This window comes from Rhizobium sp. PAMB 3174 (genome assembly GCF_052908375.1).
Genome location: NZ_CM128608.1, coordinates 3,203,120 through 3,218,275, shown reverse-complemented (window position 1 = coordinate 3,218,275; position 15,156 = coordinate 3,203,120). Strand labels below are relative to the sequence as shown.

The window sequence follows — 15,156 nt, the reverse complement described above, 5'->3', positions numbered from 1 at the left end:
CGTTGCTATTCGAGAACGACCGAAGGACAACCTACGCTAGACTAGCCCCAACTATCCAGCAGCATCCCCGTCACTCCCACTCGATCGTGCCGGGCGGCTTCGACGTGACGTCGTAGACGACGCGGTTGATGCCCTTGACCTCGTTGATAATGCGGGTCGAGACGCGGCCGAGGAAGTTCATGTCGAAGGGGAAGAAGTCTGCCGTCATGCCGTCGACGGAGGTCACGGCGCGCAGCGCTAGCACCCGGTCATAGGTGCGGCCGTCGCCCATGACGCCGACGGTCTGCACCGGCAGGAGAACCGAGAAGGCCTGCCAGATTTCGTCGTAGAGGCCTGCCTTCTTGATTTCGTCGATATAGATCGCATCCGCCTTGCGAAGGATGTCGAGCTTTTCGCGGGTTACGCCGCCGGGCAGGCGGATGCCGAGGCCCGGGCCGGGGAAGGGGTGGCGGCCGATGAAGCTTTCCGGAATGCCGAGCTCGCGGCCGAGCGCACGCACCTCGTCCTTGAACAGTTCGCGCAGGGGCTCGACCAGCTTCATGTTCATGCGTTCCGGCAGGCCACCGACATTGTGGTGGCTCTTGATCGTCACCGACGGGCCGCCGGAGAACGAGACGCTTTCGATGACGTCCGGATAGAGCGTGCCCTGGGCGAGGAAACTCGGCGAACCCTTGCCGTCCTCGGCGATCTTCTTGGCCTGCTCCTCGAACACCTCGATGAACAGGCGGCCGATGATCTTGCGCTTCTTCTCCGGATCGACTTCGCCTTCCAGCTGGCCGATGAAGAGGTCCGATGCATCGACATGCACGAGCGGGATGTTGAAATGGTCGCGGAACATCGAGACGACCTGCTCGGTTTCGCCAAGCCGCATCAGGCCGTGGTCGACATAGACGCAGGTCAGCTGGTCGCCGATCGCCTCGTGGATCAGCACGGCGGCAACGGAACTGTCGACGCCGCCCGACAGGGCGCAGAGCACGCGCTCGGAGCCGACCTGGTCGCGGATCTTCTGGATCATTTCCTGGCGGTAGGCCGCCATCGTCCAGTCGGAATGCAGGCCGACGATCTTGTGCACGAAATTGGCGAGCAGCTTGCCGCCATCCGGCGTGTGCACCACTTCCGGATGGAACATGGTGGTGTAGTAGCGCTTGTCCTCGTTGACGCAGATCGCGAACGGCGCGTTCGGTGAGGTGCCGATGATCTCGAAGCCTTCCGGGGCCTCAGTGACGCGGTCGCCGTGGCTCATCCAGACCGGGTAGCTGCCGCCGACTTCCCAGAAACCGTCGAACAGCGGCGAGGACTTCAGGATCTTCACGTCCGCCCGTCCGAACTCCGCCGCATGGCCGCCTTCGACCTTGCCGCCGAGCTGGGTCGCCAGCGTCTGCTGGCCGTAGCAGATGGCGAGGATCGGCACGCCGCTGTCGAACACCGCCTGTGGCGCGCGGGGGCTGCCCTCGCGGGTCACCGAGTCAGGGCCGCCGGAGAAGATCACACCCTTCGGTTTAAGCTTGGCAAAGCCCTCGTCGGCGCTCTGGTAAGGCCAGATCTCGCAATAGACGCCGGTCTCGCGGACGCGTCTGGCGATCAGCTGGGTAACCTGGCTGCCGAAGTCGATGATCAGGATGGTTTCGGGATGGGGGTGCGCTGTCTGGGTCATGGCGAGCCTTTAAAGCAAATCCAGGAAAAGTGGAACCCGGTTTTCCGTCGGGATTGCGAATATGCGAGTAGAGAAATCGCTGGCCTTTTTCAATCCGTGAATACCGGATTTCCGGGTTTTATTGCCTCAATTGTCCTGCTTCCGGGCCTTCTCGAACCCTACAATTGCAGGTCGCAGCCGATGGTCGCCGTCAGGCCGGCAATCTATCCAGCAGACCGTTCGTGATCGCAGCAAGAAGCTGATCGACGGCTGCAGCCAGCTTCTCGTCGACGACATGGAGATATTCCGTCCAGTCGTCGACGTGGCTGAGTTCCTTCTTGCCGTCTGAAATGCCTCTCAAGGCCACAAGCGGCAGATCGAAGGCCATGGCGGCGCGCAGCACAGCGAATGTCTCCATGTCCACCATCTCGGCCGGGATCAGGTCATAGGCGGCGCCGGAAACGATGTTGGCGCCGGTGGAAAGGCTGGCGGCCCTCAGGCCGGGAATGGCGGGCGTCAGCGGAACGGTATGGGGCAGGTCGAGAAACGGCGTCAGACCCTTCTCGAAGCCGAGCGGCGAGGCATCCATGTCGCGGTAGCTGACGGACGAGGCCTGGTAGACCTCGGTCTGCTCGAGCACGGCCGATCCCGCGGAGCCGAGCGACACGATGAGATCCGGCAGGCGGCTTTCGGCTTCCAGCCTCGCCAGCGTCCGTGTCAGCTGCACCGCGGCCTCCACCGGACCGACACCGGTCATCAACGGCTTGAAGCGGGCCCGCAGGTGGGGGCCGTATTCGGCGGCGACTGCCATGACGAAGAGCACGGACTTTCCGGATGATACATGCAGTTCGAATGTCATCCGGCAAACCCTTCGCGGCCGCGAAATGCCATCATCGTTCCGGTCATCGAGGCGATCAGTCGTGCCGGACCGTCGCTGATCTCATAGGCCCGTCCGTCCGCCACGATGATGTTCGTTCCCGGCTTGGTGATCTCGCCGCGAAACAGGAAGCGCTCGCCGCGCCCCGGCGCCATCAGGTTGACCTTGAACTCGATCGTCAGGATGGAGGTATCCGGTTCGATCAGCGTATAGGCAGCATAGGTGCAGGCGGTGTCGAGCGCGGCGGAGATGACGCCGGCATGCAGGATGCCGTGCTGCTGCGTGAGCTTCATGTCGAAGGGCAGCTCGATCTCCACGGTACCCTGGCTGACGCGCGTCAACTCCGCGCCGATCAGCGTCATCGCCGCCTGGCGTGAAAAACTCTGCCGGATCCGCTCTTCGAAATTGCTGTTCGCCATTGCCTCTCCCCACTCTCTTCGCAGTTGCGAAATTGGCATGCGGGCCGACGTTGGGCAAGGCGGAGTTGGATCGTCAGTTCAAAAAGACGATCGTCGCATTCAAGAGCGTCGCGAAGGCCACCCAGAGTGCGTAGGGGGCGAGCAGCCACACCGAAAGGCGGTCGCGCGTTCGTGTTGCCATCATCAGCGCCAGAATGCTGACAAGCAGCAGAATGATGACGCCAAGCGCAACGGACGGGCTCTGCAGCCGGAAGAAGGCGGGCGACCAGAGAAAGTTGAAGCCGAGCTGCACGAACCACAGGTTCAGCGTGTCGCCCGCGCCGCGCTGCAGATAGGCGCGGGCACCGACCACGCCTATCAGGACATAGAGAATGGTCCAGACGGGGCCGAACACATAGGCGGGCGGATTGAAGAACGGCTTCTCAAGCGCCGCGTACCATTCGCCCGGAGGATTGCTGATGCCGATCACCAGACCGCCGGCGACCGTCATCGCGATGAAGAAAGCGTAGATCCAGATGGTTTTCATGTGTGTAGAGATAGGGGACTTGTCGCGCTTTAGCCAGCCCCTGCGGCCTTGACCCGCACCAGATGCTGGTCCCAGTTGACCCGGCTTGCCGTCTCGGCCAATCGCCCGGAATAGCTTGAGACCGCAAAGCCGTGGCTCCCGCCGGCGACACCGGCGGCGTCCGGGATATCCGTCTCGGCCACGACCTGACCGGTCCTCTGGTCGATGCTGACCAGCCTTCCGCCCTTGGGAGACGTCAGGCCGACCAGTCCGTCACGATCATTGACGGCGATTGCGCCGACATAATTGGCAAGCGCCACGGTCGTCTCGTCGGGCAGGTCGACGAAGGTCAGCGGCTCGCCCTTGTTGAGAAATCCGGCGAGCGGCGGCAGGTCGTTGCGCGGCCCCTCGTACTGGCAGGCAAACCAGATGCGACCGTCGCCGGCGATCGCCAGGTGCCGGGTGGAAAGCTGGAAGAGCTGCTTCGGCAGTCCATGCTTCTCGATCAGGCGTCCGTCGGAGGCATCCACGAGGGTGATCGACGGCTGCATGTGGTCGAGGTTGAGCTTCGTGCGGCCGAAATCCGGATGCGTCTCGATGCCGCCATTGGCGACGATCAGCGTGCGGCCGTCAGGCGTGACCGTCAGATCGTGCGGGCCGACACCGTAGGTCTGGTACTCGGCAATGCGGCGATAGCCGTCATTTCCGTCATAGACGCCGATCATGCCGCGCGCATTGGCAAAGTCGTTTTCCGAGGCGTAGAGAAACCGCCCGTCCGGCGAGAAGGCGCCATGGCCGTAGAAATGCCGGTCGGCGACGGAGGTGATGACGGCAGGCTTCTGCCGCATCGCCCGGTCGATCACCATGACATAGGTGCCCGGCCGGCGGGCGAAGACGGCGATGCGGTTTGCGGAGGGGCTGTAGGCGAGGCCGTGCCCGCGATCCGGTAGTTTCGAGCGGTCGATGATCTCGCCGCGCTCGGAGATCGTCGCGATGCCGAAGGAGCCGTCCGCCGCCCTGAAACCCGACGCGTAGACGGCGTCGGCGTCCGACAGCGCAAACGCGGCCCTGGGCGCCAGCCCGCCGAGGAAGGCAAGGCCCGCCGCTATCACGAAGTCCCTGCGGTCGATCAGCAACCGTCCGGCCAAGGCATCAGTCTCCGTCCGAGAAGGAGAAGCCGGCACCAAGGCCGATCGCGCCACCGAAATCATTGTTGAGGCGGAAGACGAGGTCCTTCATGTTGATGACCACGAACTCGATCTTGCTGCGCTTCTTTTCGTCGCCGAGCAGCCGGTCGATATCCGGATCCATCGCCTTTGCCGCCTTGAGCACGGAATTGGTGACGAAATCGATCGAGCCTGCAATCGAGCGCATGCTCGGATCGAGCAGATCGACCATGCCGGACGACTTGAAGAGCTCGTCGATCGCCTCGACATTCGCCTCGATCGAGGCCCAGGTGAGCTGTGACCGCCAGTAAATGGCGCGATGCGGGAAATCCTGCTTGTTGGCGCCGCCGTAGAAATACTCGATGCGTTCGTCGCGCACGGTCTCGCCCGCATGGACGAGAATACCGAGAAGTGCGGTGATCGCCTCGTTGCCGTCACGGAAAACCGGATTGTTCGGGCCCGGCTGCTTCCAGGAGGCCGCGACGCCCTGCGGATCGTCCCAGGCTGCGGTCAGTTCGCCGGAAATCTCCTCGATGTTCTTTGCGATCGCATCGCCGAACCGGCAGCGATAGCTGCCCGGCGCCTTCAGCAGTTCGTCGGAACCCGTGCCGTACAGCACGAATTCCAGCGCGCCGAGCCCCTGCATCGCCACGCTCTTGTCCGCCAGCGTCTTCGGGTCCGTCGCGGTGGCGTCCTTGGTGGCGATCGCCTCCTGTACCTGCTTCAGGCCGATGCTCTTGCGGTCCGGGAAGAACAGGATGCGTTCGAAGCGGTGATTGTCGAGCGCCGGTCCCACGCGCACGATCTCGATGCGCGACCAGGCGTCCACCGTGCCGGCATAGGCGGAAAGGGCGCTCTGATAGGTGCCGCTGTCGGGGCTGGCGCAGAGCGCGTCCATCGCCGTCACCATCTTGGCGGCGCTCTCGTGCAGCTTGTGGTAGCCCGGGCGGATGAAGCCGTCGACGGCCTTCTCCAGCACGGTCGGGATCGCCTGCTCGTTGATGGACGGCGGCGGGGCGTCGGATTCCTGCGCATTGGCAATCGAGCCGCCGGCGATCAGGATTGTCAGGGCGGTGGCGATAAGGGCTCTTTGCATCAAAGCGACTCCAGGAATGTCAGTAGCGATTTTCTCTCGTCGGGCGCCAGCGCGGCAAACGCATCCCTGGCCGCCTGCGCCTCGCCCCCGTGCCAGAGAATCGCCTCCGTCAGATTGCGGGCGCGACCGTCATGCAGGAAGAACGTATGTCCGCTGACGGTCTCTGTCAGTCCGATACCCCAAAGCGGCTGCGTGCGCCACTCCCTTCCGCCTGCCAGGCCCACTTGCTGGCCGTCGGCGAGACCGTCACCCATGTCATGCAGCAGGAAATCGGAATAGGGCCAGATCAGCTGAAAGGACTGCGCCGTTCCGCCGGCATCGCGCCGGGTCACGAACTTCGGGATGTGACATGCAGCGCAGCCGGCCTGGTAGAAGGCCTGCTTGCCGCGCAGCACCGTGGGTGTATCCGCATCGCGCCGCGCCGGCACCGCCAGGTTTTCCGAATAGAAGGTGATGAGATCGAGCACCGGCGGCGGTGCCTCCGTCTTGCCAAGCCGCAGTTGCACGCCATTGGCCGCGTTCCGGCAGGCGGTCTCGGCATCGGTGCAGTCGCCATATGGGTCCGGCCGGTCGGGCGAGGAAATGCCGATGTCGCCGGACAGCGCGTCGGCCGCCTGGTCGCGCACCGTCGCGTTCTGCGCCTTCCAGCCGAACCGGCCAACGGCGATCTTGCCGCTCAGATGGTCGCGGACGATCGAGGCCTTTCCGGAAATGCCGTCGCCATCCGCATCGTCGGGATCGGCATGGGCAAGGATATCGGCGTCAGCAATCGCCTCGATCAATCCGAGGCCGAGCATCGGCTGCGTTATCCGCGCCGAAATGGTGGTCGCCTTCGAAAGCTGTCCATAGGAAAGGTCGGTCGCCTCGTAATGCGGCTTGCGCAGGTTGACGGTTTCGCCGCCGGCAAGCGTGACGGTCTCTTCCGTGTAATTGACCGCGACCTTGCCTTCCGCCGCGATGCCGGGCACGGCGACGTCCTGCAATTGCCTGCCGTAGACGGGGTCAGGGAAATTGAGGGAAAGGTGATCGGCGAGCGCCGCTTTCTCCGCCTCCGTTTCGGCCGGCCGCGCCAGCCGCAGGAACATCGAGGTCGCGTCGCCATCGGCGCGCGGCGGCTGGCCGCGTCCGTCATTCAGGTGACAGCTCTGGCAGGAGCGGGCGTTGTAGAGAGGCCCAAGCCCATCGGAGGCCTGCGTCGAGGACGGCGAGGCCACCCAGAACTTGCGGAACAGGGCGTTGCCGAGCTGGAAGTCCAGCGGCTGGTCGCCAACTAGATTGGCGGAGGGCTGCGAAAAGGCGGTGCGGCCGGCGGCTTCGCGCGACGTCAGGGCACCGCCCTGCATGGCCTCGAAGGCTTCCGCGCGGGAAAAATCGGTTGCCGGTCGGGTGACGTCGGCGACCCGCGCCAGGTCGGCGGCGCTGAGATCGGTCCGTTTGGAAGGGAAGGGGAGTTCCTCTGCCGATGTGGCGAAAAGGACAGACGGGGCCGCAGTGCCGGCAAACAGGCACAAAGCGATGAAACAGCCCGGACGGAAGATCATGTCAAAAGTCGAAGCCGGCCCCGCTGTTGCGGAGCCGGCTGTCCTTGGCTGATTACTGGAAGACGGCGTTCGGAGAATCGAGGCTGTCCGAACCCTCAAGCTCGATATTGCCGAGGTTGAGGGCCGCGATGACGCGCTGGATGGTCTTCGTCTGATCCGTCAGGCCGTCGATGGCCGCCTGTACGACAGCGTTGCCCTCGGTGTTGCCCTCGCCGATCATCTGGTCGTACTTCTCGACCTTCTCGCCGCGCTCCGCCATCTTGTGCATGGCGTCGAGCGTGGTGTTCAGCTTCGTGCGCATTTCCTCGTCCAGCGCCGGATCGATCGAGGCGACCAGGGCCGAGAGCGACGGGCCGGTCATCTTGGTGCCGTCCGGGCGGGTGTATTCGCCGGTATAGGCAGACGCGATGCCGATCGCGTCGTTGAGGTGCGAGTTGTAGGTGTTGTCGGAGAAGCAATCATGCTCTTCTTCCGGATCGTGCAGCAGCAGGCCGAGCTTCATGCGCTCGCCGGCAAGCTCGCCGTAGGAGAGCGAACCCATGCCGGTCAGAAGGGCTGTGATGCCCACCTTCGGATCGGCGAGATCAGGGCTGGCGGCAGCGCCGTCCGGTGCCCACATGGCGACCGCTTCCTCGAGGTCGCTGACGAGCAGCGTCGAGGCGGCCTTCAGATAGGCGGCGCGGCGGTCGCAATTGCCGTGCGTGCAGCCGTCGCCGATGATGTAGTCGGTGTAGGAACGCTCGCCGGCGCCGGGTCCGGTGCCGTGCAGGTCCTGGCCCCACAGCAGGAATTCGATGGCGTGGTAGCCGGTCGAGACGTTGGCCTCGACGCCGCCGGCTTCCTTCAACGTGTTCTTCAGGAGGTCCGGGGTGATCACCGAAACGTCGACATCGGCGCCGTTGATCTTGATCGTCTTGTTGGCGATGACGTTGGCCGTGTAGAGCGGGTTCTCGTCGCTTTCGGTGCCGTATGAGGCGTCGACATAGTCGATCAGGCCTTCGTCGAGCGGCCAGGCATTGACGTCGCCTTCCCAGTCGTCGATGGCGGCATGGCCGAAGCGGTAGACTTCCGTCTGCTGGTAGGGCACGCGGGCGGCGATCCAGGCGGCCTTGGCTGCGTCCTGGGTCTCCTTGCTCGGCTGCGTCAGGAAAGCGTCGATGGCAGCATCAAGCGCCTTGGCGGTTTCCAGGGAGTCGCCGTACTTTGCTCGTGCCAGCTCGATGTAATGGTTGACGACATCGGCTTCCTGCTTCGCAAGAGCCTCGTCCTTCGCCTTCTGAGCTTCCGTCTCGGCCGCGGCCTTCGCTGCGGTGTCTTCGGCGGTCGCAGCTGCGGCAGGCTTCTGCTCCTGAGCTACTGCCGGCAGCACGAAAGCCACCGAGGCGGTCATAAGTGCCAGCGTTGCGGCGATGGATCTTGTCCGTGTCATGATCTCTCCTTTCAGCTCTTGCAAGCCATAGTCCCCTGATGCGGAGCCTGTTCTTCGCGCAAAAATAAACTGGTGTCAAATAATCTAGTTATTTTAGCGGAAAATTTCCGGGCCCCCGAAGCGCCTTCGCCGGATGCCATGCGGGCGGGCGGAACCACGCCCGTCGGCGATGCGGCGCATGTCTCAGCCGCGCCGCTCCAGCATGGCGAAGAAGAAGCCGTCGGTATCGGTCGACGCCGGCGTCAGCGTCAGGCTGTTTCCTTCGGCGGAATGCGGCTTGGGGGTATCGTCGCCAAACAGGCCTGACCAGAGCGGCATGGCGGGCACGGCTGCAAATTGCGGATGGCTGTCGAGGAAGCGGGCAATCTGCTTCTCGTTCTCCTCCGGCAGGATCGAGCAGGTGATGTAGACGAGCTTGCCGCCCGGCCGGACGAATTTCGCCGCGGCTTCGAGCACGGCAGCCTGCTGGCCGGTCCGTTCCTCAAGGTTCTTGTCTGACAGCCGCCACTTGGTGTCGGGGCGGCGGCGCCATGTACCGGTGCCAGTGCAGGGGGCGTCGACCAGGACCCGGTCAAAGCGGTCGCCGAGTTGCGCCAGTGCCTTTTCGTTGTCGTGAACCTGCACATTGCGCGTGCCGGCCCGCTTCAGCCGCTCGATGATCGGCGCCAGCCGTTTGCGGTCCGCGTCGAAGGCATGCACCTGACCCTTGTTGCCCATGGATGCAGCCATTGCCAGCGTCTTGCCGCCACCGCCGGCGCAATAGTCGAGCACCTGTTCGCCTTCATGCGCGCCGGCGAGATCTGCGACGATCTGCGACCCTTCGTCCTGCACCTCGAACCAGCCCTTCTGGAAGGAAAGTTCCGCAGTGACGTTCGGCAGCCGCGACTGGCCCTCGCCCGGCGGAATGCGCAGCCCCAGCCTGGCAATACGGCAGGCCTCGGCGCCGGCGCGATCGAGCGCCTTCAGCACCTTGGCGCGGTCGGCCTTCAGGCTATTGACGCGAAGATCCAGCGACGGGCGGCTGTTGAGCGCCTGTGCCTCGACGAGCCAGTCGTCGCCAAAGCTTGCCTGGAAGGCGGGTAGCACCCATTCGGGAATGTCGCCCTGAACGTGCTCCGGCGCATCGCCGAGGTTGCGGCTCGAAAGGGCTGATGCCATGGCCTCGCTGAATGGCGGCGGCGCAAAGCGGTCGCCGTCGAATTCCGCCGCCAGGCTTTCCGGGCTCATGCCCCATTGCCGGATGAGAACGCCGTAGCCGAGCGCCGTCGCGCTGTCGTCGTCCATCAGCCATGCATGCGAAAGCTTCATCCGCAGCGCGTCGTAGACGATGTTGCCGATCGCGGAGCGGTCGCCCGAACCGGCGAACCGGTGGGCGAGCCCCCAATCCTTCAGCGCATCGGCGACGGGACGCCTGCGCGTCTCGATGTCCTCGAGGATTTCGATGGCTCCGGCAAGCCTACCGCCCAGGCGCATGGCATGTCTCCAAGATGCTTCCGACAAGTGTTTTCAACATTGCGGAAAAGGCAAACAAAAAACCTGACGTCCGGGATCGTTCCTCATTGGAGCGATCCCGGACGTCAGGTTGAGCCTCGTAGCCATGAATGACGGCGAGAGCAAGTCTTCGCCGCCTGCAGGCGCATTATTCGATGATGTCGTAACAGATCTTGGCAACGCCGGAGCTGACCATGCCGATATTCACGGCGGCGCCCTTGGAAAGGTCGATCACCCGTCCGCGAATGAACGGGCCGCGATCGTTGACGCGGACGATCACGCTCTTGCCGTTCTTGGCGTTGGTGACCTTGAGCTTGGTCCCGAACTTCAGCTTGCGATGAGCGGCGGTGAAGGCTGAGGGATTCATGCGTTCGCCGGAGGCGGTTTTCGAATGCAGAGCATACCAGGATGCTTTTCCACATTGACTTGCAGCCGATGTTGCCGGGGAGAGCGCAACGGCCAGAGCGGCCATCGCCGCGCCTGCGGCAATAGAGCGGGACAGTTTCATCAAAACAGGTAATCCTTTCACACGGGGCGTGTTCCGTACGTTCGCGGCTACCTCAAAAGGCAGAAAATGGCCAAAATGTGCCGCCGCTCTGAATTGTTATACTGGATATACTGACGGGATCGATTGTCGGTATATGCAGTATCGTGGCGCCATGAGTAAAATATTCCCTAAAAACGTTAATGAAATCAGACGTTGCTTGATGAATTTCGACGGGTAAGAAATTACCGTCGCAAGTGCGACAATCTGTCAGAAAAAAATTCCGGAACCCTGCTCGTCAGCGCCGATTTTCGGCCCGCCACAGGTCGGCGAGCGACGTCCGGTAGTCGGGAAACTGGAACGAAAATCCCATGCCGCGGATCTTGCGATTGGAGACGCGCTTGTTTTCGCCGTAGAAGGAGCGGGCCATCGGCGTCAGCTCTGCGGTCTCGAAATCCTGCTCCGGCGGCGGCTCGACGCCGGCGATGCGGCAGGCCTCCATGACCACGTCCTGCGGCGGCGCCGGCTCGTCGTCTGTAACGTTGAAGATGCCGTCGGCCATCCGGTCGACGAGAAAACGGGTGGCCGCCCCGATGTCCTCCAAGCGGATCCGGTTGAACACCTGGTCCTTCTTGACCAGCCGTCTCGCCGTGCCTTTTTCGATGTTGCGGAAGGTGTTGCGGCCCGGCCCGTAAATGCCGGACAGCCGGAGGATCGCCAGCGGCAGCCCGGCCGCCGTGCAGGCCGCCATCCACTGCTCTTCCGCCATGACGCGTTGACGCGAGCGGGCCGACACCGGGCGGCATTCGCTCGTCTCGTCCACCCAGGCACCGTCGTGATCGCCGTAGACCCCGACGGTGGAAAGATAGGCCGTCCACACCAGCTTGGGCATCAGGGTCTTCAGTCCACTCTTGCCCACGCAGTCGGAGATCAGCTTCAAGAGCGGATCGCCATGGGCGTCCGGCGCGATCGACTGAACCAGATGCGTCACGCTTTTGAGTTCCGACAGCAGGGCGTCGCTCATCGCGTTGCCGTCGAAGAGAAACGGCTCGATGCGGTGTTCCGTCAGCGCCGCCATCTTCTCCACCGAGCGCGTCGTCCCGGAGAGACGCGCCGCCTCCGGCATCGCGTTGGCAATCGCCTTGCCGGAATAGCCGGCGCCGAAAATCATCACATGCATCATGCGGCTTCCCATTCGCTGAGGACGTCCGGATCCGTCTCGCTTGTCGAGATGGAGCGCAACGCCTGAAATTCATCCGGCGGCAAAAGCCGCGATAGTGCCCAGACCGCCATGGCCCGCACGTCCGGTGCGCTGTCATCGAGCAATGCCCTGCAGGGTGCGACAAGTGCTGAAGCCCCGGAATTACCGGCTGCGATCAGCACGTTGCGCACGAAGCGGTCGCGGCCAATGCGCTTGACCGGAGAACCTGAAAAGAAACTACGGAAGCGAGCGTCGTCGAAGGACAGGAACAGGGCGATGTCCGGGGCGGATAAATCATCGCGGGCCTTGAGCTTCATTTCGCTCGCGGCCTGCGCGAACTTGTTCCACGGACAGGCGGCCAGGCAATCGTCGCAGCCATAGATGCGATTGCCCATCCGTTCGCGAAGGCTCCGCTCGATCGGGCCCCTGTGTTCTATGGTGAGATAGGAAATGCAGCGGCGCGCATCGATCCGGTAGGGCGCGGGAAAGGCTTCTGTCGGGCAGGCGTCGAGACAGGCGCGGCAGGAGCCGCAATGATCGACCTCCGGCGGGTCGCAGTCGAGCTCCGCCGTCGTGAACATCGAGCCGAGGAACAGCCAGGAACCGAATTCACGGCTCACCAGATTGGTGTGCTTGCCCTGCCAGCCGATGCCGGCCTTGGCGGCGAGCGGCTTCTCCATCACCGGTGCGGTATCGACGAAGACCTTCACGTCCTCGCCGGCGCGCGCCGCAAAGCGCGTGGCGATCTCCTTCAGCCGTCCCTTGATGACGTCGTGATAGTCGCGGTTGCGGGCGTAGACGGAAATGGCCGCTGTCTCCGGCGCGGCCTGCAGCAGGCGTGGGTCCTCGTCTGGACCGTAATTCATGGCGAAGACCACGACGGATTGCGCCTCGGGCCAGAGCGTGCGCGGATCGCCGCGCCGGTCCAGCGTCTCGGCCATCCATTCCATGGTGCCGTGGTGCCCGTTGGCGACGAAGGCGCCGAGGTCCGCAGCCGCCTTGTCCGGCAATGCGGCGGACGTGATCCGGCACAGGTCGAAGCCCTGCGCCTTCGCCTCCGCGCGCACGAAGGCGGTCAGCGTTTCGCGACGCTTCCGGCTCTTGTCATCCTGCCGGTTGATGGGCTGATCCTCGGTTAGAAATCCAGATCGGCGTAGTGTGACACAGGTGTCAGCCCGCGTACACGCTCGGTCAGAAGCGGCCGGAAGGATGGCCGCGACTTCAGCCGCTGGTACCATTCCTTGGCGACCGGCGCATCGGCCCAGTCGATCTCGCCCATATAGTCGAGAATGGAAACCGCGGACGCTGCCGCAAGGTCCGCATAGCTGATGCGGCTGCCGGCAAGCCATGGCCGGGAACCGGCAAGCCAGGTGAGATATTTCATGTGCTGGCGGATATTGGCCCGCGAGGTGCGCAGCACCTTGGAATCCGGCGCGCCGCCACCCTCGTCGGGGCGCATCTGCAGCTTGTAGACGCGCTCGCGCACCAGCGGCCGGGTCACGTCCGTTTCCAGTTTGTGCAGGAACCACTCCATCAGCCTGCGGATTTCCGCGCGCTGGAACGGATCTTCGGCCAGCAATCGGCGGTCGCGCTTCAGTGCGCCGTGCGTCTCGTCCATGAATTCGGAGATGACGCCGGCACCCGAAAGGGTGCGCATGCTGTTGTCGACATAGACGGGCAGGGTGCCGGCCGGATTGAGCGAGAGGAATTCCTTGCGCTTTTCCCAGGGCCTTTCCTCCATAAGCTCCACCTGAAAGCCGTACTCGGCAAGGATCAGTCGAACGAAGCGGGACGCCGAGGACATCGGATGGTGGTAGAGAACTGGCATGCTTGAGTTTTCTGGCCGGTTGGAGTGAGCGTTTGGTAAAACAGGCGCAAAATGTCTTTTAGCGTCTGCAAATTAAGAAAGAATTAGGGAAGAGCCGCTGATCGTCTGGCGCAGCCTTATTGCACGGGCGATCAAACATCGGAAAATGGACATTTCATGGCATCGCCTGCAAAAGGCCATGATTGACGGGGAGGGAGCTTTTCCCGCCGTTTGGTAAGCCGCGCTCCCGCTTCGAGTTGCATAGCAGTGACGACGAAGAGGGGCGGCTCTCGCCCAAGGCCTCGGGAATACCCCGGATCGCCTCCCGGCCCGGGCTCTGAAACCATCTGAACACGGAGAATGAGATGGGCTACATCGACGCAATCATCCTTGGCGTCATCGAAGGCATAACCGAGTTTCTGCCGATCTCTTCGACCGGCCACCTGATCATCGCCGAACAGTGGCTCGGGCATCGCTCCGACATGTTCAACATCGTGATCCAGGCAGGCGCGATTCTCGCCGTCACCTTCATCTACTGGCGGCGCATCCTGTCTTTCCTGACCGGTTGGCGCGATCCCGAGATCCGCGACTACGTCTTCAAGCTTGCAGCCGCTTTCCTCGTCACCGCCGTTCTCGGCCTCATCGTCAAGAAGATGGGCTTCGAACTGCCGGAAAATGTCACGCCGATCGCCTGGGCGCTGATCATTGGCGGCATCTGGATGATCGCGGCGGAACGGGTCGCGGCCACCAGGCCGCAAAGCAAGCGCATCACCTGGACCGTGGCGCTGCTGGTGGGCCTGGCCCAGGTCGTCGCCGGCGTCTTTCCGGGAACGTCGCGGTCGGCCGCAACCATCTTCATCGCCATGATCGCCGGCACCGGCAGCCGCGCGGCGGCAACCGAATTCGCCTTCCTGGTCGGCATTCCAACCATGTATGCGGCCAGCGCCTACGAACTGTTGAAGACATTCAAGGACGGCGGTGCGCCGGGTGAGGACTGGATGGCCCTGGCAATCGCCTTCGTCGTCTCCACCATCACGGCCTTCATCGCCGTCAAGTGGCTGCTGTCCTATATCCGCACCCACCGTTTCACGGCCTTCGCGATCTACCGGATCGTATTTGGCATCGCGCTTCTCGGCATGGTCTATGCCGGCTGGGTCATCTGAGAAAAAGGAAAAGGCCGCCTCGCATTCGAGACGGCCTTTTTCACACTATGACGATGAAACTGCTTTCGATCACTTGGTCGGGATCGACGCCGTCAGTTCGCTGCTGCAGGGATCAACGCCGTAAGCGGGCGAGCACTTGCTGTTGATGGCTGCGACGGTAGAAGGTGCGAGCGCAAAGCCGGCCAGCACGATCAAAGCCGCACCGGCGAAAAAGATTGCAATCGCTTTACCCATGAAATTTGCCCCCGAAATTTGCGATACGCGCTGATAGAAGTTTGTCAAATACGGCGCGCTCTGTGGCGGGCCTTCTATTCCGCAAACTGCCGTCAGACAATAACAGGAAC

15 protein-coding genes are annotated in these 15,156 nt (G+C 63.2%); 1 reads left to right on the top strand and 14 read right to left on the bottom strand.

The window, feature by feature from the left end; translation table 11 throughout:
• Positions 1-70: 70 nt before the first annotated feature.
• The 13 genes from guaA to ACU5AY_RS15400 all read right to left on the bottom strand — a co-directional run bounded on the left by guaA (position 71) and on the right by ACU5AY_RS15400 (position 13,670).
• Positions 71-1,654 (bottom strand): glutamine-hydrolyzing GMP synthase, encoded by a 1,584-nt coding sequence (guaA, locus tag ACU5AY_RS15460; protein WP_446826860.1) that lies wholly within the window; start codon positions 1,652-1,654, stop codon positions 71-73.
• A 190-nt stretch (positions 1,655-1,844) separates the two neighbouring features.
• Positions 1,845-2,492 carry a 5'-methylthioadenosine/S-adenosylhomocysteine nucleosidase gene (locus ACU5AY_RS15455; RefSeq protein WP_446826859.1) on the bottom strand — a complete coding sequence of 216 codons (648 nt, stop codon included), beginning with the start codon at positions 2,490-2,492 and terminating at the stop codon, positions 1,845-1,847.
• Complete coding sequence (locus tag ACU5AY_RS15450) at positions 2,489-2,929, bottom strand: PaaI family thioesterase (protein ID WP_446825573.1); 441 nt, start codon at positions 2,927-2,929, stop codon at positions 2,489-2,491. Before ACU5AY_RS15450 ends, ACU5AY_RS15455 begins: the two co-directional genes overlap by 4 nt.
• A 73-nt stretch (positions 2,930-3,002) precedes the next feature.
• Complete coding sequence (locus ACU5AY_RS15445; RefSeq protein WP_446826858.1) at positions 3,003-3,455, bottom strand: TspO/MBR family protein; 453 nt, start codon at positions 3,453-3,455, stop codon at positions 3,003-3,005.
• A 29-nt stretch (positions 3,456-3,484) separates the two neighbouring features.
• A complete protein-coding gene (locus tag ACU5AY_RS15440) occupies positions 3,485-4,582 on the bottom strand; it encodes a DUF1513 domain-containing protein (protein WP_446826857.1) in 1,098 nt (365 codons plus the stop codon).
• 4 nt (positions 4,583-4,586) lie between these two features.
• On the bottom strand, positions 4,587-5,696 hold the full coding sequence (locus ACU5AY_RS15435) for an imelysin family protein (protein ID WP_446826856.1): 1,110 nt from the start codon (positions 5,694-5,696) through the stop codon (positions 4,587-4,589).
• Positions 5,696-7,237 carry a di-heme oxidoreductase family protein gene (locus ACU5AY_RS15430; RefSeq protein ID WP_446826855.1) on the bottom strand — a complete coding sequence of 514 codons (1,542 nt, stop codon included), beginning with the start codon at positions 7,235-7,237 and terminating at the stop codon, positions 5,696-5,698. Before ACU5AY_RS15430 ends, ACU5AY_RS15435 begins: the two co-directional genes overlap by 1 nt.
• Positions 7,238-7,289: 52 nt before the next feature.
• On the bottom strand, positions 7,290-8,627 hold the full coding sequence (locus tag ACU5AY_RS15425; RefSeq protein ID WP_446829033.1) for an imelysin family protein: 1,338 nt from the start codon (positions 8,625-8,627) through the stop codon (positions 7,290-7,292).
• 222 nt (positions 8,628-8,849) lie between these two features.
• Complete coding sequence (locus ACU5AY_RS15420; RefSeq protein WP_446826854.1) at positions 8,850-10,139, bottom strand: RsmB/NOP family class I SAM-dependent RNA methyltransferase; 1,290 nt, start codon at positions 10,137-10,139, stop codon at positions 8,850-8,852.
• A gap of 166 nt (positions 10,140-10,305) precedes the next feature.
• A complete protein-coding gene (locus tag ACU5AY_RS15415) occupies positions 10,306-10,668 on the bottom strand; it encodes a septal ring lytic transglycosylase RlpA family protein (protein ID WP_446825566.1) in 363 nt (120 codons plus the stop codon).
• A 271-nt stretch (positions 10,669-10,939) separates the two neighbouring features.
• Positions 10,940-11,821, bottom strand: a complete 882-nt coding sequence (locus ACU5AY_RS15410; RefSeq protein ID WP_446829032.1) for an SDR family oxidoreductase — start codon at positions 11,819-11,821, stop codon at positions 10,940-10,942.
• Entirely contained in the window at positions 11,821-12,963 is a 1,143-nt protein-coding gene (queG, locus tag ACU5AY_RS15405; RefSeq protein ID WP_446829031.1) for a tRNA epoxyqueuosine(34) reductase QueG, read from the bottom strand. The genes ACU5AY_RS15410 and queG overlap by 1 nt, the downstream gene beginning before the upstream one ends.
• 14 nt (positions 12,964-12,977) lie before the next feature.
• A complete protein-coding gene (locus ACU5AY_RS15400; protein ID WP_446826853.1) occupies positions 12,978-13,670 on the bottom strand; it encodes a glutathione S-transferase family protein in 693 nt (230 codons plus the stop codon).
• A gap of 344 nt (positions 13,671-14,014) precedes the next feature.
• On the opposite strand from ACU5AY_RS15400, the gene ACU5AY_RS15395 reads away from it, so the two are divergent.
• Positions 14,015-14,812 (top strand): undecaprenyl-diphosphate phosphatase, encoded by a 798-nt coding sequence (locus ACU5AY_RS15395; protein ID WP_446826852.1) that lies wholly within the window; start codon positions 14,015-14,017, stop codon positions 14,810-14,812.
• Between the two features lie 69 nt (positions 14,813-14,881).
• Here ACU5AY_RS15395 and ACU5AY_RS15390 read toward each other — a convergent pair whose 3' ends face one another.
• Positions 14,882-15,046, bottom strand: coding sequence for a hypothetical protein (locus ACU5AY_RS15390; RefSeq protein WP_446825563.1), 165 nt, complete (start codon positions 15,044-15,046; stop codon positions 14,882-14,884).
• Between the last annotated feature and the right edge of the window lie 110 nt (positions 15,047-15,156).